Here is a 24,683-nt window from a genome sequence, read left to right as displayed (position 1 = left end):
CGCAACCTTAAATTGAAAAGCGGTTTTGCTCCTGTTGCCCGTAGCTCGACAATTCCGGCCCCGGCGACGGGCTGTCTCCGGGTACGCCGCCAAACCCCGCGTGACGGATTGCCTGCCTCAATCGCGCCACATTCGGGGCGCCTCTCCGGATCCCAAAGCTGAAACTTGTATGAAACTTCGCCTCAAATGGGGCAGTCAGGGTGATCCGATGGATATCAGACAGGCCGACCGCGGAAGGCTTTCCGGTTTCCTCAATCGCGACGACGGGTCGATGACGATCCTGGCGCTGTTCTTCTTCATCACCATGGTTCTGGTCGCGGGGCTCTCGATCGACATCATGGTGTTCGAGAACAACCGCACCCGGCTGCAGAACCTCGGCGACCGCGCGGCCCTGGCCGCCGCCGACCTGGACCAGACGCTGCCCCCCGAGGACGTGGTCGCCAGCTATTTCGAGAAGGAGGGCATGGGCGACTACGTCAAGTCCGTGAACGTCAGCAGCAATGCGAACGCACGGTCGGTGTCGATCCAGACGGAGAAGCTGCAGAAGACGATGTTCATGAACTTCATGAATTACAGCGGCGTCGACACCCTGACGCCGCATTCGGTCTCGGCCGCCACGGAGGTGATCAACGACATCGAGATCTCGCTGGTCCTCGACGTCTCGAACTCGATGAACGAACCCAGCTCGGCCGTCGGCAGCGCGTCCAAGCTTGCCGATCTGAAATCGGCGGCCAAGCGGTTCATCGACAAGATCTATTCCGGCACCGCGCCCGAGCGGATCACGGTGAACCTCGTGCCCTACTCGACCCACGTCAACGCGGGGCCGGTGATCATGGACGCGCTGAACGTCACCAAGAAGCACGATTTCTCGCACTGCCTGTCGTTCAAGGACGCCGACTTCGGCGGCACCGACATCCGTGGGGGCAACGCCTATGACCAGGCGGCCTCGTTCGACCAGTGGTACTATGACCAGCAGCCGCGACTCTACGTCTGCCGGTCGGAGAACGAGCTGGTCGTGCGCCCGGTGATGAACGACCCCGCCGAGATCAAGAACCGCATCGACGCGATGACGGCCAACGGCAACACCTCGATCGAGATCGGGCTGAAGTGGGGCGCGGCCTTCCTCGACCCCAGCGCGCAGGGGCTGACCAGCGCGCTGATCGACAGCGGCCAGGTGGACAGCGCCTATCGCGACCGTCCCTATGCCTGGGGCCGCGACAACACGCAGAAATACATCGTGGTGCTGACCGACGGCATCAACACCGAGCAGGACGAGATCAACCCGGCCTACGAGACCGGCCCCTCGGGCGTCTGGCGCTGGCAGCCGGTGCCGTTGCTGCCGATGCGGTTCTATTCCTGGTACACGCCGGAAGTGGGCGACGAGGACGGCGACGGCAAATGGGGCGAGAAGTACTGGACCCCGGGCTTCTGGATACCCAAGGCTCTGACCGGGCTGGACAAGGACATCGAGATCGGCCGCAGCTTCACCAACGACCCCGTGGGCAAGACCCTGTCGGAGCTGAACGTGGTGACCGGAGGCACCGCCACCGCCCGCGCGGCGAACAAGGCGGCGCTGATCGCGGCGCTGACCCCGATCAACATCGCGCCGGTGCAGCTGGACTATTCCAGTCTCTGGAACGAGATGTCGGTGCGCCACTTCGCCTATTACTGGGTGCGGGCGCGCTGGAACTCCAACTGGCGGATGAACCAGTTCTACAGCGACGTCTGGACCCCCGTGTACGGCAACGTCAAGGACAGCCGCCAGCTGACGCTCTGCGACCAGCTGCGCACGAAGGGCGCGACGATCTTCACCATCGGCTTCGAGGTGACGGATCACTCGGCCAACGTGATGAGCCGCTGCGCGAGCACGCCCAACTATTTCATCCGCGTCGTCGGCAACGATCTGGAGCAGGCGTTCGACCAGATCGCCAACTCGATCACCAAGCTGAGGCTTACCCAATGAAGCGCCTGCTGAACGCCCTCGCCCGCCCCTTCCGCCGCTTCACCCGGAACGAGGACGGCGGCCCGACCATCGAGTTCATCATCCTCGTCACCCCGGTGGTCTGGATGATGATGTCGGGGGCCGAGGCGGGCCTTCTGAACCTGCGTCACGTCATGCTGGAGCGCGGCACGGACATCGCCACGCGCGCGGTGCGCCTGTCGCCCTCGACGCCGCCGACCCACGAGCAGATCAAGCAGATGATCTGCGACCAGGCGCTGCTGCTGCCCGACTGCATGAACAGCGTCATGGTCGAGCTCAGGGCGGTGCCGCGCAGCAGCTGGACCACGATCAGCGCGGACGCCGAATGTGTCGACCGCAGCGACGAGATCAAGCCGATCACCCGCTACATCCCCGGCCAGCCGAGCGAGCTGATGCTGGTGCGCGCCTGCTTCAAGGCCAGCCCGATCTTCCCGACCACGGGCCTCGGGCTGATGATGCCCAAGGACGCCGCCGGGCAATATGCCGCCATCTCCACCTCGGCCTTCGTGAACGAGCCCTGAAAGGCACACTTCGATGTTCAAGACCCCCCTGCGCCGTTTCCTTCGCAACAGCGAAGGCAGCTATTCCGTCGAGACGATCCTCCTGCTGCCGATGCTGGCCTGGGGGGTTCTCGCATTCTTCAGCTATTTCGACGGACTTCGCCTGGCCAACGTGAACATCAAGGCCGCCCACACCATCGGCGACGTGCTGTCGCGGGAAACGGATCCGGTCAATGCGTCCTTCATCGACGGCACCGACCGGCTGCTGACGTTTCTCATCAATCGCCCCTATCAGATTTCCCTGCGTGTTTCGGTCTTCAAGTACAACGCGGACGAAACGGACTTCGACCTGGTCTGGTCGCAAAGCCGCGGCAGCCACGCCGCATTGAGCGACGCCGATGCCGCCACGGTCACGCCACGGCTGCCGATCACCGCGAATGGCGATTCCATCATCGTCGTGGAAACCTGGATGGATTACCGCCCGCCATTCGTGATGGGATTGTCCGAAACGACATTCTACAATTTCGTCGTGACGTCTCCGCGTTATTCACCGCAATTGAAGTGGGACGACGGGAGCGGTTCGATCACCTGATCCCGCGCATTCCGCCGGACCGGCCAGACGGCCTCCTGTCCCCAGGGGGCCGTTATCGTTTCGATACCCGCAAATTTTTGGCAACTGCCACGTTGGTGCCTCAATAACGACGCAGACCCCCCCTAGAGGTTTCTGGCCGGCGATTCCGACCGGCGATCGTTACAGCGGGACGGCAGGGATGAAGTTCAGGACGTGCGCGGGGGCGGAACGGGCGCGTCACGGGGCGAGGATGACCCCGTGGGCACCATTTTCGAGGTTCGGACGGGACGAAGACGGTTCGATGATCGTGTTCGGACTCTACCTGTTCATGGCCATTCTCCTCATCGGCGGCATCTCGGTCGACCTGATGCGCAGCGAGTTCGAACGCCTGAGGCTCCAGAACACGGTGGACACGGCGGTGCTGGCCGCCGCCGACCTGGACCAGAAGCTCGATCCCGAATCGGTCGTGCGCGACTACTTCAAGAAGGCCGGGCTCGAGGACGAACTGAACACCGTGAACGTGGTCGAGAACCTGAATTCCCGCACCGTCACGGCGACCTCCTCGCAGAGCGTGGCGACCATGTTCGTCAACTCCGTCGGCGTCGACAGCCTGTCGGCCTTCGCCCGCGGCACGGCCCGCGAGGACATCAGCGACATCGAGATCTCCCTCGTGCTGGACGTCTCGGGCTCGATGAACAGCGCCGGGCGCCTCGGCAACATGAAGAACGCCGCGAAGAGCTTCGTGAACACGGTGCTGTCGGAAGAGCGGTCGGCCTCGACGGACGGCGAGGTGTCGATCTCGATCGTGCCCTATTCGACCCAGGTCAACGTCGGCAGGACCGTCACCGACAACATGAACCTGAGCTTCCGCAACCCCTATTCGAACTGCGTGGACTTCCAGACCAGCGACTTCAGCTCGACGGGCGTGCCGGGCAGCACCCGCCACCAGACCGGCCATTTCGATCCCTGGACCCGCACCAGCCCGCCCGCCTCGCCGGTGTGCCGCACCGATGCCCCCGCCCAGGCGCAGCCGATCACCCAGGACAAGCAGAAGCTGCTGGACCAGATCGACGCGCTGACCGCGGACGGGAACACCTCGATCGACGTGGGCCTGAAGTGGGGCGCCGCCATGCTGGACCCGTCGTTCCAGAACCTCACCGACAAGCTGATCGACGCGGGCAAGGTCGCCGAGACCTTCCGCGGACGGCCCTATGCCTTCAACCGGCCGAACAGCATGAAGGTGCTGGTGGTGATGACCGACGGCGAGAACACCGCGCAGTACACGCTGAACGACAACTACAATTCGGGGATGAGCGACGTCTGGGGCCGCCAGAACAGCGACGGCACCTGGCGCTTCTCGGTGGACGCGCAGGAGTACCGCGACACCGACCGCGACGGCCGCTACTACGAACCGTGGTACATCGCGCGCACCGACCGCTGGGAGAGCGCCCGCGACGGCGGCGATTCCTATTCGCACCAGCTGTCCTACCAGGAGCTCTGGTCGGCGGCGTCGCTGGGCTACAACGCCTATTACAACTGGTACCGCCAGTACAACAATTCCAACACCTATTACAGCTGGTTCGGCGCGCCCTATTCCTATGTGGATCCGCAGACCAAGGACAACCGGATGAAGGCCATCTGCCAGGCCGCCAAGGACGAGGGGATCCTGGTGTTCAGCGTCGCCTTCGAGGTGGAGGAGCAGAACGCGATCCTGATGAAGCAGTGCGCCTCCTCTCCCAACCACTATTTCGACGTGGACGGCCAGGACATCGTATATGCCTTCTCGGCCATCGCCAGCACAATCAACCAGCTGAGGCTGATCCAGTGACGAAGCGAATCTTCCTCCGCCTTCGCCGTTTCGCCGGATGCGAGTCGGGCGTGGCCTCGATCGAATTCGCGCTGATGTTTCCGATCATGATGGGCTTCTTCATGATGTCGGCCGAGATGGGTCTGATCCAGCTGCGTCAGGCCATGCTGGAACGCGCCATGGACATCGCGGTGCGCGAGCTGCGGCTCGGCAATCCCGCCTACAGGGATCCGGAGGCCCTGAAGGCCGCCGTCTGCGACGAGGTGTTGCTGATCTCGAACTGTCTCGACGACATCATGCTGGAGATGGGTCCGGTGGATCCCCGCGACTTCATCTACTCCGAGGGCTCGGTTCAGTGCGTGGACCGCACCCAGGCGCTCAATCCGGTCGTCAACTACCACTCGGGGGCCAAGAACGAGGCGATGCTGCTGCGCTTCTGCGTGCTGCACGATCCGATCTTCCCGAACACCGGCCTGGGCAAGATCCTGCCCGTGGCCGCGGGCGGCGGCTATCGTCTGATCGCATCCACCTTCTTCGTGAATGAACCGACATGAAACAGCCCGGCAAGATCCGCAGAACACTCCGCCGTTTCCGGAAGAATACCGACGGGAGCTATTCCATCGAGACGGTCCTGATCCTGCCGATCCTGATCTGGGGCATGCTCGCGACCTACACCTTCGTCGACAGCTATCGCACCCAGACACTGAACCTGCGGGCCACCTACACGATCAGCGATCTGCTGACCCGGCAGTGGAATCCGGTGGACGGCAAGTTCATCACCGGGATCGGCCGGTTCTACGAATTCCTGACGGCGGCGCAGCATCCCACCACGGTCCGCGTGTCGGTCGTGTACTGGGATGAACCGAACAACACCTACCAGCTGGTCTGGTCGCAGGTGCGCGGCGTCGGGCATCCGCAGTTGCAGCAGAGCGACATGCAGGCGATGGCGCCCAGCATCCCGGCGCTGGCCAATGCCGACAGTGCGATCATCGTCGAGACCTGGCTGAAGTACGAGCCGCCCTTCAACGTCGGCCTCGGCAAGTCCGAGTTCTTCAACCGCGTCATCACCTCGCCGCGCTTCGTGCCGCAACTGCTGTGGTCGGATAGCAATCCGGGCGACTACATCAACGACGGCAACCACGACGACGGCAACAGCTACAACTACGGGGGGCTCGACCTGCTGGCGAAGGGCACCGACAGCTGACGGGGTCAGCCGCGGCGCGCGGCGATGCGCGTCGCCAGGAGCTCGGCCATCACCTTCGCCTCGGTGCCCGAGGTCACGCCGCCCACGCCCACGCGCCGTCCGATGCGCCACCACAGCCCCGGCGCCCAGGCCCGGGGTGCGGGCGTGTCCAGCACCAGAACGAAGCCGTTCGAGGGCTTGAAGGCAAACACGCCGCGGTCGACGCCCCTCATGTCCTCGACCCGGGCCAGCACCCGGCCGGTGCTTTCGCGCAGCTCGTGCTCGGTCAGTTCCAGCCGGCGGGACGTCGCCTGCCACATCCGCACCGCGCCGAACAGCGCGACGGCCCCGAAGGCCAGGAGCCCCAGCCGCCACGGCAGCGTCGGCGCGGTGGTGGCGGCGATCCAGAGCAGGACCAGCCCCAGCAGGGCCAGCGCGCCGGTGCCGAAGGCGCGGCGCGGGGTCGATGGGGCGATGATGGCGATGACGTCGGACACGGGCGCGCTCCTCTGCACGGATCGCGCCCTCCTAGCCTGCCTGCCGGCAGAAATCGAGCCGGTCAGAGCACGACTTCGGCGCCGCGCTCCTCCGGCTCGGTGTCGGTCATCTCGGGGGGGAATCCCGGCGCGCGGATGTCGAGGCCGGTGGCCTCTTCCAGCCGCTTGATGATGTTCGGCGACAGCTCGCGCGGACCGAAGCGGGCGATGCCGTCGTCGAAGATCGAGATCAGGAGCGGGTTCAGCTCCAGCGGCACGCCCGCGCGGTCTGCGACGGCCTGGAACAGGCCGATGTCCTTCTTCACGAGGTCCATGGTGAAGGAGATGTCGCGCGAGCCGTTGAGGATCACCTGGCCTTCGGTCTCGTGCACGAAGGAGGTGCCCGAGGAGATGGCGATGGCGTGGTAGGCGGTGCGCAGGTCCATCCCCGCCCCGCCCGCGACGGTCAGCGCCTCGGTCACGGAGACGAGGTTGGCGGTGGCGAGGTAGTTGGTGATGACCTTCAGGATCGAGGCGCTGCCGATCGGCCCGGTGTGCAGGATCCTGCGGCCCATGATGGTGAGGAGCGGCAGCACCGTCTCGAAGGTCGCGCGGTCGCAGCCCGCGAGGATCGCGATGTTGCCGGTGTCGGCGCGGTGGCAGCCGCCCGAGACCGGGCAGTCGGCCGCCTGCCCGCCCCGCTCGGCGATCTTCGCGCCGAGGCGCTTCACCTCGGCCTCGTCGGTGGTGGACATCTCCAGCCAGATCTTGCCGGGGCCGACCTGGGGCAGCATGTCCTCGACCACCACGGCCGAGGCGGCGGGGCTCGGGAGGCAGGTGATGACGACGTCGCAGGCCGCCATCATCGCCGCCGGATTGCCCCCGGCCGCGGCACCGCGGGCGGTGAAGCCTTCCACGAGGTGGGGATCGAGGTCGTGCACCACGAGGTCGATGCCGTTGCGCAGAAGGCTCCCGGCGAGCTTCCCGCCCACGTTGCCAAGCCCGATGAAACCGACCTTCATGCGCTGTCCTCCCCTGTCGCGGCCAGTCAGGGCACGGGCCGCGGGGTCCGTCGCCACCAGAAGCGACATGGGGCGACGCAAAGTGCGACGTGCCGCGCGATGCCCTTCCCCCGGAGGCCGCGGCACGCTAGAGCAGGGACATGAGCGACACCCCCACCCCGCCCGGCGAGCGCATCGCCAAGGTCCTGGCCCGCGCCGGCGTCGCCTCGCGCCGCGAGGCGGAGCGGATGATCGAGGACGGCCGGGTCACGGTCAACGGCAAGTCGATCAGCAGCCCCGCCCTGAACGTCACGCCGTCGGACCGGATCACCGTGGACGGCAAGCCGGTGGAAGAACCGGAACCGGCGCGGCTCTGGCTCTATCACAAGCCCGCGGGTCTGGTGACGACGGCGAGCGACGAGAAGGGCCGCGAGACGGTGTTCGACAACCTGCCGCCCGAGCTGCCGCGGGTGATGTCGGTCGGCCGGCTCGACATCACCTCCGAGGGCCTGCTGCTGCTGACCAACGACGGGGCGCTGAAGCGGCGGCTGGAGCTGCCCTCGACCGGCTGGCTCAGGAAGTACCGGGTGCGGGTCAACGGCTATCCCAGGGACGAGTCCTTCGCGCCGCTGCGCCGGGGGCTGGTGCTGGAAGGCGAGAAGTTCCAGCCGATGGAGGTGACGCTCGACCGCCAGCAGGGGGCGAACGCCTGGCTGACGGTGGGGATCCGCGAGGGCAGGAACCGCGAGATCCGCCGCGCGATGGAGTCGATCGGCCTGCCGGTGTCGCGGCTGATCCGGGTCAGTTACGGGCCGTTCCGGCTGAACGACCTTAAGCCCGGCGCGGTGGAGGAGGTCAAGGCGCGGGTGCTGCGCGACCAGCTGGGCGAAGGCGGCGCCGAGCGGCTGAAGCCGAAGCGCAGCCGCCCGGGCGAAGGGCGCGCCGCACAGCGCCCCGCCCGCCGCCCCGAGCGCAAGGGCGACGGCCCTGCCCGGCCGAAGCGCTGACGCCACGGCAGCGCCCGGGCGGCAACGGCGTCGGCTTTTTCGTGTCGGGCACGTTCAAAACCGCACCCTGCGCCGTTATCTCCACAGGGGCACGTCGGACATCGGCGCGCCGCCGCCGATGCTCTGGGCAGCACCGGCGGCTTGGATTAACGTGGCACGGGAAGAACGGGGGCGGCTCCGATGGCGAGATTTGTGATCGTGGCGTTTGCGCTGGCGGTGCTGGCCTACGGGGCCTGGGGCGTCACCCGGGCCGTGTCGGCCACGGCGCGCGCAGGGCGCGACCGGGTGCATACGGATGACTTGGGAAACGGGTTCATGCAGAAACTGTCCTTCGTGCTGCTCTGCGCGCTGATCTTCTACGTCGCGATCTGGGGAGGCGCCTGAGATGGCGCAGCGCTACGGCGGAAAGCACAGCCCCGGCGGTGCGCCGGAGGCGGCGCCGCGTCCCGCGTCCGGTGCGTCCGGCTGGGAAGGCAGGCGGCGCAGCGCCGCGGGCGGGCGGATCAACGCGCTGTTCATCGCCCCCTTCCCGCTGCTGCCGCTCGCCTTTGCGAAGGAGCCGGTGGGGCTGGCGCTGAACCTCGTCGCCTTCGGCATCCTGATGGGCGCGGCCTACCTGACGAAGCAGGGCGTGCTGGCGCAGGAAGCCTACGCGGCGCGCAGCGTCGCCAAGCGCCCGGCGATCCCGCGGAAGATCTTTGCGAGCGTGCTGACCGGGCTCGGCCTGGCCGTCGCGGGGCTGGGCGGCGATCCGGTCGCGCCCGCGATCTTCGCGGTGCTGGGGGCCGGGCTGCATTTCCTCGCCTTCGGGGCAGATCCGCTGCGAGACAAGGGCGCCGAGGGGGTCGACAGCTTCCAGGCCGACCGGGTGGCGGCCGTGGTGGACGAGGCCGAGGCGCACCTGCGCGAGATGCACGATGCGATCCTGCGCGCGAAGGACCGCGAGGCGGTGGCGCGGGTCGAGCGGTTCCAGCTCACCGCGCGCAGGATGTGCCGCCAGGTCGAGGAGGATCCGCGCGACCTGACCGGCGCGCGCAAGTACCTCGGCGTCTATCTTCTGGGCGCGAAGGACGCGACGGTGAAGTTCGCCGACCTCTATTCCCGCAGCCAGGACGCGAAGGCGCGGCAGGATTATTTTGCCCTGCTGAAGGATCTCGAGCAGGGATTCACCCAGCGGATGGAGAAGCTGCTGGTGGAGGACCGCACCGACCTCGACGTCGAGATCGAGGTGCTGCGCGACCGCCTGGCGCAGGAAGGCGTGCGCACCCGCGCCGCAGAATAGTTCAAGCGATTCAACCCGGAGCGTTCGCCCATGTCCAAGACCGTCAGCCACAAGGCCGCCGAGAAGACCCCCGAGGTGGAGGAGACCGCCGCCGTGATCCTGCCCGAACCGAAGGCCGATGTCGTGCCGCTGGAACAGGCGGAACCCGCCGTCGCCGCCGAGATCGAGAAGCGGGTGGCGGAGATCGACATCTCCGACACCAACTCGATCGTCGGCTTCGGCGCCGCGGCCCAGGCCGAGTTGCAGACGATCAGCCAGGCGATGCTGGCGGACGTCCGGAACAAGGACGTGGGCCCGGCGGGGGATTCGCTGCGCGACATCGTCTCGACGATCAAGGGCTTCTCGATCTCCGAGCTGGACGTGCGCCGCGACCGGTCCTGGTGGGAGAAGCTTCTGGGCCGCGCCGCGCCGATGGCGAAGTTCGTGGCGCGATACGAGGACGTGCAGGCGCAGATCGACCGGATCACCGGCAACCTGCTGGAGCACGAGCACAGGCTCCTGAAGGACATCAAGTCGCTCGACATGCTCTATGACAAGACGCTGGCCTTCTACGACGAGCTCGCGCTCTACATCGCGGCGGGAGAGGAGAAGCTCCGGCGGCTCGATGCCGACACGATTCCCGCGAAGGAGGCCGAGGTCGCCGCCGCCGCCGATCCCGAGGGGGTGATGGAGGCGCAGGAGCTGCGCGACCTGCGTGCGGCGCGGGACGACCTGGAACGGCGGGTGCACGACCTGAAGCTGACGCGGCAGGTCACGATGCAGTCGCTGCCCTCGATCCGGCTGGTGCAGGAGAACGACAAGTCGCTGGTGACGAAGATCAACTCGACCCTCGTGAACACCGTGCCCCTGTGGGAGACGCAGCTGGCGCAGGCGGTGACCATCCAGCGGAGCCGCGAGGCGGCGGAGGCGGTGAAGGGCGCGAACGACCTGACGAACGAGCTTCTGCGGGCCAACGCGAAGAAGCTGCGCGACGCGAACCGCACCGTGCGCGCCGAGATGGAACGCGGCGTTTTCGACATCGAGGCGGTGAAGGCAGCTAATGCCGACCTGATCGCCACGATCGAGGAGAGCCTGCAGATCGCCGACGAGGGCAAGGCGCGGCGCGCCGCGGCCGAGCAGGATCTGAAGACGATGGAGGCGGAGCTGAAGTCGACCCTCGCCGCCGCCCGGTCCCGCAGCGACGGCGCGGGCTCCGGCACGCTTTCGAAAGGCTGAACCATGGTGCGCTGGTCGAGGGCGGCGGCGGTCCTGACGCTGGGCGTCGCGGTGGCGGGCTGCGAGGTGGCGAAGCCGGTGACGCCGGTGCCGCGTCCCCCTGCCCGCCCGGAAAACCTCCAGCCCGCCCCGCCGCCGAAGCCGGAGGCGCCGCCCGAGGTGCGCTCGTCGGACAGCCTCGTGCTCGAGAAGTACTATGCGCGGGTCGAGAAGGGGCTTCTGTCCCAGGGCCTGCTGCGCAAGGACGGCGGCGGCCGCGACACGCCCTACGGGCGGCGGCAGCTGGTCGAGAACTTCCTGAAGATCGCGCTCTACGACGAGTACGCGCGGGTCGGCGGCGGGCTGGTGGCGCGGACCACGCCCTCGGTCCTGCGCCGCTGGGAGACGCCGGTGCGGATGCAGGTGGATTTCGGCGAGACGGTGCCGAACCGCATCCGCTCCGCGGACCGCGCGGCGATCACCGCCTATGCCGCGCGCCTGTCGCGCGTGACCGGCCTGCCGATCAGCGAGGTCGGGCGGGGCGGCAACTTCCACGTCTTCGTGATGAACGAGGACGAGCGGCGCGCGCTGGCCCCGGTGCTGCGCACGCGCCTGCCGGGCCTGTCGGAGGCCGACGTGCGCACCATCACCGAGCTGCCGCAGCGCGACTACTGCGTGGTCTTCGCCCGGGCGGGCAGCGACGGCGCCTATTCCAGCGCGGTGGCCTTCATCCGCGCCGAGAACCCCGACCTGCTGCGGCTTTCCTGCATCCACGAGGAGCTGGCGCAGGGTCTGGGCCTGCCGAACGACAGCCCCTCGGCGCGACCCTCGATCTTCAACGACGACGAGGAGTTCGCGCTGCTGACGACGCAGGACGAGCTGATGCTGAAGATGCTCTACGACCCGCGGATGCGGGTCGGCATGAGCGAGGAGGAAGCGCGCCCGGTGGCCGAGGAGATCGCGGCGGAGCTTCTGGGCGGCGACAGCTGAGGCCGGGGGCCGGTTTCCTTGAGGAAACCGGTCCGTTTTCCTTCAGGAAAACGGCCCCGCCCCAGTCGTGCGGCCCGCATCGCCCCGGCCGCCGCGCCGTCTTTCGGGCGCGGGTGCCGGTTTCCTCAAGGAAACCGGACCATTTTTCTGAAGAAAAATGGCGCCCCGCGTCGGGGGCGATGGCACGCGCGGGGCGTCCGGGAAACCGGATGGCAGGGACAGGCGCGACGGGCTATAAGGCAGGGCAGGATCCGGCCTTCGGGGCGGGTCGGGCGACAGTGGGAGACAGCCATGAGAGACGATCTGCGAACCTTCCCGGGCCGCGCCGGGGGCGCGGGGACGTTCAGGCGGGGAGGTTGCTGAGATGTCGATCTTCGATTTCCTCTCCGGACAGTTCATCGACGTCATCCACTGGACCGACGACACCCGCGACACCATGGTCTGGCGGTTCGAGCGCTACGGCCACGAGATAAAGTATGGCGCCAAGCTGACGGTGCGCGAGGGGCAGGCCGCCGTCTTCGTCCACGAGGGGCAACTGGCCGACGTGTTCACCCCCGGGCTCTACATGCTCGAGACGAACAACATGCCGATCCTGACGACGCTCCAGCACTGGGACCACGGCTTCCGCTCGCCCTTCAAGTCCGAGATCTACTTCGTCAACACCACCCGGTTCGCGGACCTGAAGTGGGGGACCAAGAACCCAATCATGCTGCGCGACCCCGAGTTCGGGCCGACGCGGGTGCGCGCCTTCGGCACCTACAGCGTCAAGGTCAGCGATCCGGGTCGGTTCCTGACCGAGATCGTGGGCACCGACGGCGAGTTCACGATGGACGAGATCAGCTTCCAGATCCGCAACATCATCGTGCAGGAGTTCTCGCGCGTGCTGGCGACGAGCGGGATTCCCGTGCTCGACATGGCGGCGAACACCGAGGACCTGGGGAAGCTCGTCGCCGGAAAGATCTCCGAGACCATCGCCGCCTACGGGCTGGTGATCCCCGAGCTCTACATCGAGAACATCTCGCTGCCCCCGGCGGTCGAGGCGGCGATGGACCGGCGCACCTCAATGGGGGTGGTGGGCGACCTGAACCGCTATACCCAGTTCCAGGCGGCCGAGGCGCTCGGCAATGCCGACAGCGCCGCCGGTTCGGCCATGGCGACGGGGATGGGCGCCGGGCTTGGCATGGCGATGGGCGGGCAGATGGCGAACGCGGGCCCCTGGGGCCCCCGTGCGGCGCCCGCGGCCCCCGCCCCGGCGGCCGCATCCGGCATGGCCGCGCCGCCCCCGCCGCCGCCGCCGCCGGTCGAGCATGTCTGGCACATCGCCGAGAACGGCGCGACGCGGGGTCCGTTCTCGAAGGCGGCCCTCGGGCGCATGGTGACCGACGGCAGCCTGACGCGGGAGACCCACGTCTGGACGCAAGGCCAGGACGGCTGGAAACGGGCGGGCGAGGTGACGGAGCTGGCGCAGCTCTTCACCGTCATGCCGCCGCCCCCGCCCCCCGGCGCGTGAGGGAACCGGAGTGCTGACCGTCACCTGCGACTGCGGCGCCGTCACCGTGACCGCGCCCGGCCTGCCGGACGAGGTCAACGCCTGCCCCTGCGGCTGGTGCCAGCGGATCGGCGCCCGCTGGGGATATTACAGGCGGTCGAGCGTGACCGTGACCGGCGAGACCCAGGTCTACCTCCGCGCCAGCCGCCGGATCGAGTTCCACCGCTGTCTCGTCTGCGGCGCGGTCACGCACTGGCTGCCGAACACCGGTCTCGACCGCGCAGGGGTGAACCTGGCCAACCTCGACCCGTCCCTCTATGCCGCCGTCCCGGTCGTCGCCGAGGGTCCGTGACAGCGCGCCCGCCCCGGCCCGCGCGCCAAAGCACCCCTGCCGCCGGCATCCTGCCTGTGCCGCGCGTGCGGCCCCTGCCCCTCTACCGGATACACGCCTGAGCCCATGGACAAGACCGAACACCGCTTCCCCTGCGACGCCTGCGGCGCCGACATGCGCTTCGACCCGGCCCGCGGCCTGATGGTCTGCGATCACTGCGGCAACGAGACGCCGGTCAACGGGCCGAAGCCGCAGCTGGCCCCGATCCGGGAACTCGACTTCCGCGCCGCGATCGAGGCGCGCCTGCCCGAGGCCGAGATGGAGGAGACGCGCGTCACCTCCTGCCCGAACTGCGGTGCCGAGATCGGGTTCAAGCCCGACGTCCACGCCACCGAATGCCCGTTCTGCGCCACGCCCGTCGTCACCGGCACCGGCGCCAACCGCCACATCAAGCCACGCGGTCTCGTGCCCTTCGCGCTGGACGAGGGGCAGGCGCGGCAGGCGATGACGGACTGGCTGGGCTCGCTCTGGTTCGCGCCGAACGGGCTCACGGAGTATGCCCGCAAGGGGCGGCGGATGCAGGGGATCTATGTCCCCTACTGGACCTTCGACGCCGGGACCGAGAGCGATTATCGCGGCGAGCGCGGCATCGTCTATTACGAGACGCAGACCGTCATGCGCGACGGCAAACGCGAGACGGTGCAGGTGGAACGGGTGCGCTGGTACTCGGCCGCGGGCCGGGTGGCGCGGTTCTTCGACGACGTGCTGGTGCTGGCGTCGAAATCCCTGCCGAAGACCTATACCGATGCGCTCCAGCCTTGGGACCTGACGGCGCTGACGCCCTATGCGCCGGCCTTCCTGGCGGGTTTCCGGGCCGAGGCCTATCAGGTCGAGCTGACCGACGGCTTCACCGAGGCGCGCGCAATCATGGACCGCCAGATCGAACGCGACGTGCGCTTCGACATCGGCGGCGACCGGCAGCGGATCCACGACATCCAGACGCGGATCTCGGACGTGACCTTCAAGCACGTGCTGCTGCCGGTGTGGCTGGCGGCCTACAAGTACAAGGGCACCACCTATCGCTTCGTGGTGAACGGACAGACGGGCCGGGTGCAGGGCGAGCGGCCGTGGTCGGCGGTGAAGATCGCGCTGGCGGTGATCGCGGGCCTGATTGTGGCGGGCGTCTTCGGCTATTTCTACGCGCAGAACCGGTGAGGCTGGCGCGGGAACGCTGGTGGCGCTAACACCGTGTAACAAGCGGAAAGGAGAGCCCCGATGATCCTCTGTTGCGGCGAAGCCCTGATCGACATGCTGCCCCGGACCACCGCCGAGGGCGAAGCGGCCTTCGCGCCCCACGCCGGGGGCGCCGTGTTCAACACCGCCATCGCGCTTGGCCGTCTGGGGGTGGCGACCGGCTTCTTCTCGGGCCTGTCCACCGACATGTTCGGCGAGATCCTGGTCGAGACGCTGGCGGCCTCCGGCGTCGATGCAGCCCCCGCCCACCGGTCGGACCATCCCACCACGCTTGCCTTCGTGAAGCTGGTGGAGGGCCAGGCGACCTATGCCTTCTACGACGAGAACACCGCGGGGCGTCTTTTGTCGCCCGACAACCTGCCGGAACTCGGGGAGGAGACCGAGGCGCTGTTCTTCGGCGGCATCTCGCTGGTGGTGGATCCCTGCGGCATGGCCTACGAGGCGCTGGCCCGGCGCGAGGCGGGGCAGCGGGTGGTGATGTGCGATCCGAACATCCGCCCCGGCTTCATCCGCGACGAGGCTGCCTATCGCGGGCGGATCGCGCGGATGCTGGCGGCGTCGGACATCGTGAAGCTGTCGGACGACGACCTGCACTGGCTGGAAGGGCCGGGCGACATCGCCGGGCTGGCGCGCGGGATCCTGGAGAAGGGACCGTCCCTGGTCTGCATCACCGAAGGGGCGAAGGGCGCGACGGGATTCATCGCCGCGGGCGCGGTTTCGGTCGCGGCGACGCCGGTGACAGTGGCCGACACCGTCGGCGCGGGCGACACGTTCAACGCGGGCGTGCTGGCCTCCCTGTCCAAGGCGGGGCTGCTGACGCGGGACGGGGTGCGGAACCTGCCCGAGGACGCGGTGCGCGATGCGCTGACGCTGGGGGTCCGCGCGGCGGCGGTGACAGTCAGCCGGGCGGGCGCGAACCCGCCGCGCCGCGACGAGCTCTGATGCGGGCGCTTCTGCAGCGGGTGTCCGAGGCGTCGGTCTCGGTCGCGGGCGAGGTCGTCGGGCAGACGGGGCCGGGCCTTCTGATCCTCGTCTGCGCGATGGAGGGCGACACGGCCAAACAGGCCGGGGCGCTGGCGGCCAAGGCGGCGAAGCTGCGGATCTTCCGGGACGAGGCGGGCAAGATGAACCGGTCGCTGCTGGATTGCGGCGGCGGCGCGCTGGTGGTGTCGCAGTTCACCCTGGCCGCCGACACCTCGCGCGGGAACCGGCCCGGCTTCTCCGCGGCGGCGCGGCCCGAGGTCGGCGAAGCGCTGTACCTGGCCTTGGCCGAGGCGCTGCGGGAGCTCGGCGTGCGCGTGGCGACGGGGCGCTTCGGCGCCGACATGGCGGTGGCGCTGGTCAACGACGGGCCGGTGACGATCTGGCTCGAAGGCTGAAATTGCCGTTAAGGATTTGTTTACGCTGAGACCGCTAGAACGGTGTCAGTCCGGAGAATCTGGGCTGGATGCCGGGAACCACGGTGTCCGCCAGCGGCAGAGCCGGGAGGAGCCCGGCCTCGCCCCTTCACGGATCGCATGCGCCCGTCCCTCGAACAGGGGACTGGCGCATGGCCGTGGCGGCCTGTTGGCGCCGAATGTGCCAGTCCGGTCGCCACCCCCTGCGCGGTGCCGTCCCCGCCGACCTCGCGGTGAAGGACGGCGCACGGGCCGGGGCGGTCCGGGGATGGGCCGACCCTCCGGGACCGCCCGCGGGGATGACGGAAGCGGTGTGGCGGGCCGCCGACGCTCCCGCGCCGGGCAGGACCGGGCACGTCAGGGGGCCGCGCGGACGGGACGACGCGCGGACCCCTGGCGGGGCGACGGCCGGCAGGTCACGGTCGGCGGGTCATGTTCGGCAGATCACGGTCGGCGCGGGGGGCACGCAGGCGGGATGCGGGCGTGCGGCTCCTTCGCGTCGGACGCGCTGTGGCGGTCGTCGGAATGCCTGCGCGGCGCCATCTGCCAGATGCCTGCGCGGCGCCATCCGCCTGCTGGGCGGCCGGATACCGCTGCGGCGCCTCAGAGACCGCCGCGCGCGATGATCCGGGCCAGTTCGCGGATCGCCTGAGCCTGGGCGGTGGCGATGGTGCGCACGTCCTCGGGGTTGTAGGGCGCGGCGACCTCGAAGGGCTTGGCGACCTCGCGGCGGTTCCCGGAGGGCGACGAGATGTAGTACTGCCCGGCCATGCGGTATTGGCCATCGACCGAGGCGAGCGCCTTGGAGAAGCGCACCTCGAGGCGGGCGTCGGGCAGGTCGGACAGCGGCCAGGGCTCGGCCGCGACCTTGGCGCGGGTGATCGAGGACAGCGCATCGGCCAGCCCCTGCGTCACCGCCCGCGTGGGATCGTCGGCCCAGAGACGGTTCGGATCGGTCATCAGCTCGCCGTTCGGACCCTCGATCGCGATCGTCTCGAGCCCCGCGTAGAGCGGCAGGTCGGCCTCGCGCACCTCCAGCGAGCGTACGCCGACGCCGATGGTCGCGTCGTCGGCGACGTCGGGCACCGGATAGCGCAGGACCGGCGCAGAGGAGCAGGCGCCGAGCGCGACCAGGACGAGGGCAAGGGCGGGCAGTGATTTCATGTCAGCGTCCAAAGAGCAGGGAATTGGGATTGCGCTCGATCGCGCGGGCCAGGGAGTTGACCGAATTGGCGGCGTCGCGGATCTCGCGCAGGGTCGAGCGGGTCTCGCTGCCGAAGGTGCCGTCGCTGCTGTAGCCCGAGATCACCGTCTCGGCCTCGGCCAGCAGGCGGTTCATCCGGTTCAGCAGTTCGGGCAGGTTGTCCGACGTCGTCGCGATCGACCCCGCGGCCCGCTCGGCCGCGGCGAGGGTCGAGTTGGCGTTCTCGATCAGCCCCCCTGCCCGCGCCTCGGCCAGCACCGCCTCGACCTGCGCCAGAGCGCCGTTCAGCGCGGCCGGGACCGCCTGGCTGTCGGTGGAGGAGATCAGCGTGTTGGCGCTGTTCACGAGGTCGGTGGCGCGGTTGGCCAGCTCCTCCAGCGGCAGGTCGGCGGCGGTGTTCGCCAGCTCCTCCAGCTGCGTGGCGATGCCGTTCGCGCGCTCGACCAGGGCCGGCAGGTCGCTGGTGGCGGCGCTGAGGCTGTCGGCGGCGGTCCTGGCCGAGTCGAGCACCGGCATCAGCGCGTCGGTGATCCGCTGCACCGCCGCCGAAGTGGTGATGAGCGCGTCGTTCGCCCCCGCGATCAGGCCCGAGGTGCGGATGTCGGTGATCGCCCCCTGCGCCTGGCGCACGGCGGATTCCAGCTGGCCGGGCAGCGCCTTCGTCCCCGGATCGTTCAGCAGCGCGTTGGCCGAGGCGATGACGTCGTTGGCCTGGTTCACCAGGTCGTCGAGCGGCAGCTGGTCGGCCTTGACGAGCAGCGCGTCGGCGCTTTGCGCCACGCCGTCGATGCGCTCGATCAGCTGGGGCACGCCCTGAAGCGAGGTGTTGGCCTGCGCCACCGTCTGCTCGGCAGCGTCGATGACGGGCAGCAGCGCCTCGGTGACGCGCTGCACCGCCTGTTCGGTGGAGGTCAGCGTGCTGCCCACCTGTTCGATCACGCCGCTGCTGCGCACGTCGGCGATGGCGCCCTGCGCCTCCTGGATCGCCGCGCCAAGCTGCACCGGAAGCTGCTGCACGCCCTCGCTGTTCACCAGCGTGTCGGCGCTGGTCAGAAGCGTGCTGGCGCGGGTCAGAAGCTCGTCGAGCGGCAGGTTGTTCGCGGTGGTCATCAGGTTGTCGGCGCTGGCGGCCACCTCCTCGATGCTGGTGATCAGCTCGGGCACGTCGGCGACCGAGGCGATGACCGCTTCCGAGGCGTCCGAGGCGGCGTTCAGCGCATCGGTCAGGGCCTGCACCGTGCCGGCCTCGCGCACGCTCTGCAGGATCGCCTCGAACTCGTTCGCGCCCTCGTTCAGCGTCGCGATCATGTCGGAGGCCTGGACCGGCAGCCCCTGCACCTGTTCCGAGCCGACGAAGCTGCGCACGTCGTTCAGCAGCGCCAGCACCTCTTCGGGGGTGCGCTTCACATTGTCGTCGGAGAGGATCACGTTGACGCTGTCCAGCACGTCGACGGCCGAACTGAGAAGTTCCTCGATGGGCAGGTTGTTGATGCGGTTGAAGACGCCTTCGGCGGTGTCGGCGAAGTCCGAGATCTCGGCCGGGATCGAGGGCAGGATCGGATAGGGTTCGCCGTTCATGTCGATGCTGGCCGAGGGCTGGGGGCCGATGGTGTCGGGCAGCAGGATCGCCACCTTCAGCCCGCCGGTCAGCAGCGAGGCGTTCTGGAGCTGCGCGCGGTAGCCGCGCCGCACCGCGTCCTGCATGAACCGCAGTGCGCTTTCCTCGGTCGCGTCGGCCGGAAGCCCCAGCTTCGAGGTGGACAGCTCCAGCGTGGCCAGCAGGCGCACGGCGTTGTCGCCGAAGCGGTCGGGATCCACGAGGCCGGTGATGGCCGTGACCTTGCCGACCTTGATCCCTTGGAACTCGACGTCGGCGTCGTTGGTCAGGCCGCTGACCGCGCCCTCGAAGATCACGGCGAGGTTCAGCGTCACCCCCTCGGCCCCGTCGGTGAAGAGGCTGGCGCGGGCGCTGTCCTCGTCGTCGTAGAGCTGGAAGGTTGCGCCGTCGTCGACGGCGTTGCCGCCCGAGACCAGCGTCTCGAAGGCGACGCCGCCCGAGACGAGGGAGGCGAGGCTGGAGACGTTCAGCTGCGCGCCCTGTGCCCCGAAGGAGAAGGAGAAGCCGGAGGTGTCCCAGAACCGGGTGGCGGAGGTCAGCAGCCGGTCCTCGGGGGCGCGGATGAAGCCGTCGGCCAGCACCGAGACGCCGTCGTCGGAGAGCCGGAGGTTGGCGACGCGGCCCACCTCGATCCCGCGGTAGAGGATCGGCGTCCCCTCCCCCAGCCCCTTGGAGGAGCTTGTGCGCAGCGTGATCGCGGTGCCCTGCTGGTCGGAGCGGACGAGCGGTGCCTTGGGAAGGCCGTCGAACCTGCTCTGCGGCTCGCCCTTCTCGTTGTTCCAGGTGCCTTCGATGAAGACGCCCGAGAGCACGGTGTCGAGGCCCGAGACGCCCTGTGCCGTCACCTCGGGGCGCACGACCCAGAACTGCGCGTCGGCGTCGACGTATTCGGCGACGTCCTTGTCGACGCGGACATGGACCAGCACCGAGCCGAGGTTGTCGCTGAAGCTCACGGATTCGACGACGCCCACTTGCACGTCGCGGTATTTCAGCACCGTCTCGTTCGCCTTGACGCCCGAGGCGTTGTCGAAGGCGATCTCGATCATCGGGCCCTGGCTTGCGAAGCTCTGCCAGAAGACGGCGAGCGAGACGAGAAGCGCGCCGATCGGCACGACCCAGATGAAGGAGATGCGGTCGCGCCAGGATCGCCTGGCCGGGCGGACGTGAAGTTCGGGGGCGTCGGTCACTCTGTGTCTTCCTCTTCGGCGTCCCAGATCGAGCGGGGGTCGAAACTCTGCGCCGAGAGCATCGTGAAGATGACCGACAGCGCGAAGGTGATGGCGGCGGGCCCCGGATTGATCGCCGCGACGGCGCTTAACTGCACGAGAGAGCTGAGGATTGCCACCACGAATACGTCGATCATGGACCAGCGGCCGATGAACTCAACATATTCGTAGAGCCGGTGCCGGGCGGCGGCCGACAGCTTCACCTGGTGCTTCAGGCTGAGCGCGAGATAGGCGATGGCCACGAACTTGCCCATCGGGATCAGCACCGAGGCGACGATGATGATGATGGCGATGCCGACGGCGCCGTGGTGGATCAGCTCGATCGCGCCGCCGATGATGGTGCTTTTCGAGGTCGACAGCAGCGTCTGCGTCAGCAGCATCGGGTAGAGATTGGCGGGGATGTAGCAGATGATGCCGACCGCCATCCAGGCCCAGACCCGGCTGAGCGCGGTGGGGTCGCGCGATTGCAGGGGCGCGTGGCAGCGGCCGCAGATGTCGCGGTCGGCGGGCCAGACCCGCGAGCAGCGCGTGCAGGCCACCAGCCCGCTGCCCCTCGCGGTCACTGTCTGCTGCGGTCGAGCGCTTTCCATATCGTCCATCTGTTGATGTAGCTGTCCTGCACGACGATCACGACGACCAGCGCGGCGAACATCCAGAAGGCGGGGCCGAAGCCGACGCGGGCGAGGTCGGCGACCTTCACCAGCGCCACGGCGACGCCGATCACGAAGATCTCGGCCATGGACCAGGGGCGCATCGCCTCGGCATAGCGGAAGGCGTCGACGGCGTGGCGGAACGGCTTGCGGCCGAAGACCAGCGGGGTCAGGACGTAGAGGACCAGAACCGAGCGGGCGATGGGGATCAGCACGATCAGCGCGGCCACGGCGACCGAGAGCGCGAACATCGGCCCCCCCGCGAAGGCGAGCGCGGCATCCAGCACCGAGCTGGAGTTGGTCAGCCCGGCGACGCTGACCGACAGGAACGGGAAGATCGTTGCGCCGATCATCAGGACCACCACCGTCAGCGACAGGGCGGCGGCCCGCGCGAAGGCGCGGCGGCGGGACGAGATCAGGACGGTGTGGCAACGGGTGCAGTTGGCGCGTTCGCCATGGTCCAGCGACACGACCCGGTACAGCGCGTCACACTGCGGGCAGGCGATCAGCTCGCCCTCGTCCTCGGGGGTGTCGTCCACCGTCATCCATACCCTTTACACAAACCAACATGGCGCCTTCGCGTATCTATCAGGTCGCGCCCCCCCGCAAAAGCGGCAAAGTTACGCGGCGAAGTCGCACGGAACCTCAGACGGACACGGTTTTCTGGAGCGTCTCGCGGGGGATCTCGGACTTGGCGCCGCTGAGCTTCACGCTGCCGCGTTCGAGGACATTGAACCGGTCGGCGAGGTCATAGGCGAAGCTGAAATACTGCTCGACCAGGACGATCGCCATCTCGCCCTCGTCCCTCAGCCGCGCGATGACGCGGCCGATCTGCTGGATGATGTTCGGCTGGATCCCCTCGGTCGGCTCGTCCAGCAGCAGGAGCTTCGGCTTCGTGATCAGTGCCCGGGCGATGGAGAGCTGCTGCTGCTGGCCGCCCGAAAGGTCGCCGCCGCGCCGCGCGGTCATGTCCTTCAGCACCGGGAACAGCTCGTAGATCCGGTCGGGGATGCGGTGTTCGGACTTCGGCAGGCAGGCAAAGCCGGTTTCCAGGTTCTCCTTCACGGTCAGCAGCGGGAAGATGTCGCGCCCCTGCGGCACATAGCCGACGCCCTTCTGCGCCAGCACCTGGGCGGGCACCCTCCCGATCTCCTCGCCGTCGAGGCGATAGGTGCCGCCGGACCGGGGGTGCGTCCCCGATATCGCCTTCAGGAGCGAGGTCTTGCCGACGCCGTTCGTGCCCATGACGCAGGTCACCTGCCCCTTCGCGGCGGTCAGCGACACGCCGTTCAGGATCTGCGAGCCGCCGTAGTGCAGGGTAAGGTCGTTGACTTCGAGCATCAGCCGCGCCCCAGGTAGACGTCGATCACGTCCTTGTTGGCCGTGACATGGTCGAGGCTGCCCTCGGCCAGCACCGACCCCTCGTGCAGCACCGTGACCTTGCAGTTCAGGCGGCGCACGAATTCCATGTCATGCTCGACCACCACCACGGCGCGGGTCTTCGCCGCCTCCACCAGGATGTCGGTGGTGTGCTCGCGCTCGGCGAGCGTCATGCCGGCGGCGGGTTCGTCGACCAGCAGCAGGCGCGGCTCCTGCGCCAGCAGCATCCCGATCTCCAGCCACTGCTTCTGGCCGTGGCTGAGCTCGCCCGACTTGCGGGTGAGCGCGTCGGCAAGGCCGATCTCCCGCGCCAGTTCGCCGACCCGGGCGACGTCGGCCTCGGAGGGACGGAACAGCAGGGTGGCGAGGGGGCCGCGGGGCTTCTTCAGCGCCATCATCAAGTTGTCGAACACCGACTGGTCCTCGAACACGGTCGGGCGCTGGAACTTGCGCCCCACCCCGGCCTGGGCGATGCGGTTTTCCGAGAGGCCGAGGAGCGAGACGTGCTCTTCCCCCCAGAGCACGCTGCCCTCGTCGGGCCTCGTCTTGCCGGTGACGATGTCCATGAAGGTGGTCTTCCCCGCCCCGTTCGGCCCGATGATCGCCCTGAGTTCGGCTGGGCCGATGGAGAAGGACAGGTTGTTGATCGCCTTGAACCCGTCGAAACTGACGGAGACGCCGGAAACTTCGAGGAGCTGGGTCACGTCTCGGCCTCCTTCTCGCGGAAGCTGCCCTGGTCGGGGCCGAGGTCGGCGCCGCGCCGGTTCGGGCTGCGGATCCCGGCGGCGAGGTCGAACAGCCCGCCGATGCCCTTCGGCGCGAAGAGGGTGACGAGCACGAAGGAGAGGCCGAGCAGCACCAGCCACCAGTCGACCCACTTGACGGTGTAGACCCCGAGGTTCAGGTCGGGCGCCTGGCCGCCGGTGAAGAAGGTCGACAGCAGCGACACGAAGGCCGCGCCGATCACCGCGCCGTAGAGGCGGCCGCGCCCGCCGATGGCGACCCAGACGGCGAGGTAGATCGAGGCGATGGGCGCGATCTCGGCCGGGTTGATGATGCCGGCCTGGGGGTAGTAGAGGGCGCCCGCGATGGCGGCGATGATCGCGGTGAGGGTGAAGACGAAGAGCTTGAACGTCTCGACCGGGTAGCCGAGGAAGCGCACCCGCGCCTCGTCGTCGCGGATGCCGCGGATCACCGAGCCGAGCTTGCCCGAGACCACCCAGGCGGCGAGCAGGTAGCCGAGCGCGAGGGCGAGCGCGGAGGCCCAGAAGAACCAGAGCGAGACGAGGGATTGCGGGGTGTCGGCGAGGCCCGGAAGATTCTGGAGGCCGGAAAGGCCGTTGTTGCCCCTGAGGCCGCTGTCGTTCTGGAACAGGTAGAGCGACAGCGCGAGGGTCATCGCCTGGGTCAGGATCGACAGATACACACCGGTCACGCGGGAGCGGAAGGCGAGCCAGCCGAAGACGAGGGCGAGGACTCCGGGGACGAGCACCACCATCACGAGTTGCAGCGGCAGGCTGTGGGCGAAGGCCCAGACCGGCGGAAACTCGGCGCTGCCGACGACGCCGAAGATCTGGGTGCCGATGGCGTCGGCGATCTCCTGCTCCGTCGGCGGCAGGGGCGCGTTGGCGAGGCTGTCGACCACGATCAGCCGCGTGCGCTCGTACATCAGCCACATGCCGATGGCGTATCCCCCGAGGCCGAAGAAGGCGAAATGGCCGAGGGAGAGGATGCCGCAGTAGCCCCAGACGAGGTCCATGGCGATGGCGGCGAGGCAGAGGCAGAGGGTCTTGCCGAGCGTCTTGACGAAGCTCGTGGAGACGAGGTTGAGGCCGAGGCCTTCGGACAGGACGGTGACGCCGAGGGTGAACAGCGCGAGGCAGAGGAGGAAGGCGAGGACCGAGGGATTGCGGGCCAGGAAGGACTTCGTCATTGCGCCGCCTCCGGCGTCGCGACGGCGGGGGGCAGGCCCCCCGCACCCCCCGGGGCGACGGTGCGGCCTTTGTCGCGGACGGGATGGGTTGCGCTGCCGGGGGGCCAGCCCCCCGGACCCCCCGGGATATTTGTGAAGCAAAGATGGGAGGGGCGGTGGCACAGAGGGCGTGCGGCGGGGCGCGGTCCGTGGCTGCCTTGGCCGGTCGG

25 protein-coding genes are annotated in these 24,683 nt (G+C 68.5%); 16 read left to right on the top strand and 9 right to left on the bottom strand.

The window, feature by feature from the left end:
- The first annotated feature begins 208 nt into the window (after positions 1-208).
- From A7B20_RS09090 to A7B20_RS09065, 6 genes are all read left to right on the top strand, one after another.
- Positions 209-1,963: a Tad domain-containing protein gene (locus A7B20_RS09090; RefSeq protein WP_172960984.1), complete on the top strand. Its 1,755-nt coding sequence runs from the start codon at positions 209-211 to the stop codon at positions 1,961-1,963.
- Positions 1,960-2,502, top strand: coding sequence for a TadE/TadG family type IV pilus assembly protein (locus A7B20_RS09085; RefSeq protein WP_102108258.1), 543 nt, complete (start codon positions 1,960-1,962; stop codon positions 2,500-2,502). Before A7B20_RS09090 ends, A7B20_RS09085 begins: the two co-directional genes overlap by 4 nt.
- Positions 2,503-2,515: 13 nt before the next feature.
- Positions 2,516-3,073: a TadE/TadG family type IV pilus assembly protein gene (locus A7B20_RS09080; protein WP_102108257.1), complete on the top strand. Its 558-nt coding sequence runs from the start codon at positions 2,516-2,518 to the stop codon at positions 3,071-3,073.
- Positions 3,074-3,353: 280 nt separating this feature from the next.
- Positions 3,354-4,880, top strand: a complete 1,527-nt coding sequence (locus tag A7B20_RS09075; RefSeq protein WP_172960983.1) for a pilus assembly protein TadG-related protein — start codon at positions 3,354-3,356, stop codon at positions 4,878-4,880.
- A 50-nt stretch (positions 4,881-4,930) separates the two neighbouring features.
- Positions 4,931-5,413 (top strand): TadE/TadG family type IV pilus assembly protein, encoded by a 483-nt coding sequence (locus A7B20_RS09070; protein WP_157937636.1) that lies wholly within the window; start codon positions 4,931-4,933, stop codon positions 5,411-5,413.
- Positions 5,410-6,063 carry a TadE/TadG family type IV pilus assembly protein gene (locus tag A7B20_RS09065; protein ID WP_102108254.1) on the top strand — a complete coding sequence of 218 codons (654 nt, stop codon included), beginning with the start codon at positions 5,410-5,412 and terminating at the stop codon, positions 6,061-6,063. Before A7B20_RS09070 ends, A7B20_RS09065 begins: the two co-directional genes overlap by 4 nt.
- A 5-nt stretch (positions 6,064-6,068) precedes the next feature.
- Here the strand turns inward: A7B20_RS09065 and A7B20_RS09060 are convergent, their stop codons facing one another.
- On the bottom strand, positions 6,069-6,539 hold the full coding sequence (locus A7B20_RS09060; RefSeq protein ID WP_172960982.1) for a hypothetical protein: 471 nt from the start codon (positions 6,537-6,539) through the stop codon (positions 6,069-6,071).
- Between the two features lie 62 nt (positions 6,540-6,601).
- Positions 6,602-7,540 (bottom strand): NAD(P)-dependent oxidoreductase, encoded by a 939-nt coding sequence (locus A7B20_RS09055; RefSeq protein ID WP_102108252.1) that lies wholly within the window; start codon positions 7,538-7,540, stop codon positions 6,602-6,604.
- 140 nt (positions 7,541-7,680) lie between these two features.
- On the opposite strand from A7B20_RS09055, the gene A7B20_RS09050 reads away from it, so the two are divergent.
- The 10 genes from A7B20_RS09050 (at position 7,681) to dtd (ending at position 16,445) form a co-directional block, all read left to right on the top strand.
- Positions 7,681-8,526, top strand: coding sequence for a pseudouridine synthase (locus tag A7B20_RS09050; protein ID WP_102108251.1), 846 nt, complete (start codon positions 7,681-7,683; stop codon positions 8,524-8,526).
- Positions 8,527-8,706: 180 nt separating this feature from the next.
- A complete protein-coding gene (locus A7B20_RS09045; protein ID WP_102108250.1) occupies positions 8,707-8,910 on the top strand; it encodes a hypothetical protein in 204 nt (67 codons plus the stop codon).
- 1 nt (position 8,911) lies between these two features.
- Complete coding sequence (locus A7B20_RS09040) at positions 8,912-9,808, top strand: 5-bromo-4-chloroindolyl phosphate hydrolysis family protein (protein WP_102108249.1); 897 nt, start codon at positions 8,912-8,914, stop codon at positions 9,806-9,808.
- A gap of 30 nt (positions 9,809-9,838) precedes the next feature.
- Entirely contained in the window at positions 9,839-11,023 is a 1,185-nt protein-coding gene (locus A7B20_RS09035) for a toxic anion resistance protein (protein WP_102108248.1), read from the top strand.
- Between the two features lie 3 nt (positions 11,024-11,026).
- Positions 11,027-11,992, top strand: coding sequence for a DUF2927 domain-containing protein (locus A7B20_RS09030; protein WP_102108247.1), 966 nt, complete (start codon positions 11,027-11,029; stop codon positions 11,990-11,992).
- 364 nt (positions 11,993-12,356) lie between these two features.
- Positions 12,357-13,502 (top strand): SPFH domain-containing protein, encoded by a 1,146-nt coding sequence (locus A7B20_RS09025; RefSeq protein ID WP_102108246.1) that lies wholly within the window; start codon positions 12,357-12,359, stop codon positions 13,500-13,502.
- A gap of 10 nt (positions 13,503-13,512) precedes the next feature.
- The gene (locus tag A7B20_RS09020; RefSeq protein WP_102108245.1) at positions 13,513-13,833 is read left to right on the top strand and encodes a GFA family protein; all 321 of its coding nucleotides are present in this window, start codon (positions 13,513-13,515) and stop codon (positions 13,831-13,833) included.
- Positions 13,834-13,938: 105 nt separating this feature from the next.
- Complete coding sequence (locus tag A7B20_RS09015; RefSeq protein ID WP_102108244.1) at positions 13,939-15,027, top strand: TFIIB-type zinc ribbon-containing protein; 1,089 nt, start codon at positions 13,939-13,941, stop codon at positions 15,025-15,027.
- Positions 15,028-15,087: 60 nt separating this feature from the next.
- Entirely contained in the window at positions 15,088-16,008 is a 921-nt protein-coding gene (locus A7B20_RS09010) for a carbohydrate kinase family protein (RefSeq protein ID WP_102108243.1), read from the top strand.
- Complete coding sequence (gene dtd / locus A7B20_RS09005; protein WP_102108242.1) at positions 16,008-16,445, top strand: D-aminoacyl-tRNA deacylase; 438 nt, start codon at positions 16,008-16,010, stop codon at positions 16,443-16,445. The genes A7B20_RS09010 and dtd overlap by 1 nt, the downstream gene beginning before the upstream one ends.
- 621 nt (positions 16,446-17,066) lie before the next feature.
- Here the strand turns inward: dtd and A7B20_RS09000 are convergent.
- The 7 genes from A7B20_RS09000 to urtC form a co-directional block, all read right to left on the bottom strand.
- The gene (locus A7B20_RS09000; RefSeq protein ID WP_102108241.1) at positions 17,067-17,627 is read right to left on the bottom strand and encodes a PqiC family protein; all 561 of its coding nucleotides are present in this window, start codon (positions 17,625-17,627) and stop codon (positions 17,067-17,069) included.
- Position 17,628: 1 nt separating this feature from the next.
- On the bottom strand, positions 17,629-20,472 hold the full coding sequence (locus A7B20_RS08995) for a PqiB family protein (protein ID WP_102108240.1): 2,844 nt from the start codon (positions 20,470-20,472) through the stop codon (positions 17,629-17,631).
- A complete protein-coding gene (locus A7B20_RS08990; RefSeq protein ID WP_102108239.1) occupies positions 20,469-21,101 on the bottom strand; it encodes a paraquat-inducible protein A in 633 nt (210 codons plus the stop codon). Before A7B20_RS08990 ends, A7B20_RS08995 begins: the two co-directional genes overlap by 4 nt.
- Positions 21,071-21,706 carry a paraquat-inducible protein A gene (locus tag A7B20_RS08985; protein WP_102108238.1) on the bottom strand — a complete coding sequence of 212 codons (636 nt, stop codon included), beginning with the start codon at positions 21,704-21,706 and terminating at the stop codon, positions 21,071-21,073. The genes A7B20_RS08990 and A7B20_RS08985 overlap by 31 nt, the downstream gene beginning before the upstream one ends.
- Positions 21,707-21,806: 100 nt before the next feature.
- Positions 21,807-22,502 carry an urea ABC transporter ATP-binding subunit UrtE gene (urtE, locus tag A7B20_RS08980; protein WP_102108237.1) on the bottom strand — a complete coding sequence of 232 codons (696 nt, stop codon included), beginning with the start codon at positions 22,500-22,502 and terminating at the stop codon, positions 21,807-21,809.
- Positions 22,502-23,245 carry an urea ABC transporter ATP-binding protein UrtD gene (gene urtD, locus A7B20_RS08975; RefSeq protein ID WP_102108236.1) on the bottom strand — a complete coding sequence of 248 codons (744 nt, stop codon included), beginning with the start codon at positions 23,243-23,245 and terminating at the stop codon, positions 22,502-22,504. The genes urtE and urtD overlap by 1 nt, the downstream gene beginning before the upstream one ends.
- Positions 23,242-24,474 (bottom strand): urea ABC transporter permease subunit UrtC, encoded by a 1,233-nt coding sequence (urtC, locus tag A7B20_RS08970; RefSeq protein ID WP_102108235.1) that lies wholly within the window; start codon positions 24,472-24,474, stop codon positions 23,242-23,244. The genes urtD and urtC overlap by 4 nt, the downstream gene beginning before the upstream one ends.
- Between the last annotated feature and the right edge of the window lie 209 nt (positions 24,475-24,683).

Source organism: Oceaniglobus roseus (genome assembly GCF_002869745.1).
In the GTDB taxonomy this organism is placed as follows: Bacteria; Pseudomonadota; Alphaproteobacteria; order Rhodobacterales; family Rhodobacteraceae; genus Oceaniglobus; species Oceaniglobus roseus.
This window is presented reverse-complemented; position numbering and strand designations above follow the sequence as displayed.

Bases quoted from the DNA above. Each gene is read 5' to 3' on its own strand.
- A7B20_RS09090 (WP_172960984.1), top strand. From the start codon at position 209: ATGGATATCAGACAGGCCGACCGCGGAAGGCTTTCCGGTTTCCTCAAT.
- A7B20_RS09085 (WP_102108258.1), top strand. From the start codon at position 1,960: ATGAAGCGCCTGCTGAACGCCCTCGCCCGCCCCTTCCGCCGCTTCACC.
- A7B20_RS09080 (WP_102108257.1), top strand. From the start codon at position 2,516: ATGTTCAAGACCCCCCTGCGCCGTTTCCTTCGCAACAGCGAAGGCAGC.
- A7B20_RS09075 (WP_172960983.1), top strand. From the start codon at position 3,354: ATGATCGTGTTCGGACTCTACCTGTTCATGGCCATTCTCCTCATCGGC.
- A7B20_RS09065 (WP_102108254.1), top strand. From the start codon at position 5,410: ATGAAACAGCCCGGCAAGATCCGCAGAACACTCCGCCGTTTCCGGAAG.
- A7B20_RS09055 (WP_102108252.1), bottom strand. From the start codon at position 7,540: ATGAAGGTCGGTTTCATCGGGCTTGGCAACGTGGGCGGGAAGCTCGCC.
- A7B20_RS09050 (WP_102108251.1), top strand. From the start codon at position 7,681: ATGAGCGACACCCCCACCCCGCCCGGCGAGCGCATCGCCAAGGTCCTG.
- A7B20_RS09045 (WP_102108250.1), top strand. From the start codon at position 8,707: ATGGCGAGATTTGTGATCGTGGCGTTTGCGCTGGCGGTGCTGGCCTAC.
- A7B20_RS09040 (WP_102108249.1), top strand. From the start codon at position 8,912: ATGGCGCAGCGCTACGGCGGAAAGCACAGCCCCGGCGGTGCGCCGGAG.
- A7B20_RS09035 (WP_102108248.1), top strand. From the start codon at position 9,839: ATGTCCAAGACCGTCAGCCACAAGGCCGCCGAGAAGACCCCCGAGGTG.
- A7B20_RS09030 (WP_102108247.1), top strand. From the start codon at position 11,027: ATGGTGCGCTGGTCGAGGGCGGCGGCGGTCCTGACGCTGGGCGTCGCG.
- A7B20_RS09025 (WP_102108246.1), top strand. From the start codon at position 12,357: ATGTCGATCTTCGATTTCCTCTCCGGACAGTTCATCGACGTCATCCAC.
- A7B20_RS09015 (WP_102108244.1), top strand. From the start codon at position 13,939: ATGGACAAGACCGAACACCGCTTCCCCTGCGACGCCTGCGGCGCCGAC.
- A7B20_RS09010 (WP_102108243.1), top strand. From the start codon at position 15,088: ATGATCCTCTGTTGCGGCGAAGCCCTGATCGACATGCTGCCCCGGACC.
- dtd (WP_102108242.1), top strand. From the start codon at position 16,008: ATGCGGGCGCTTCTGCAGCGGGTGTCCGAGGCGTCGGTCTCGGTCGCG.
- A7B20_RS09000 (WP_102108241.1), bottom strand. From the start codon at position 17,627: ATGAAATCACTGCCCGCCCTTGCCCTCGTCCTGGTCGCGCTCGGCGCC.
- A7B20_RS08990 (WP_102108239.1), bottom strand. From the start codon at position 21,101: ATGGAAAGCGCTCGACCGCAGCAGACAGTGACCGCGAGGGGCAGCGGG.
- A7B20_RS08985 (WP_102108238.1), bottom strand. From the start codon at position 21,706: ATGACGGTGGACGACACCCCCGAGGACGAGGGCGAGCTGATCGCCTGC.
- urtE (WP_102108237.1), bottom strand. From the start codon at position 22,502: ATGCTCGAAGTCAACGACCTTACCCTGCACTACGGCGGCTCGCAGATC.
- urtC (WP_102108235.1), bottom strand. From the start codon at position 24,474: ATGACGAAGTCCTTCCTGGCCCGCAATCCCTCGGTCCTCGCCTTCCTC.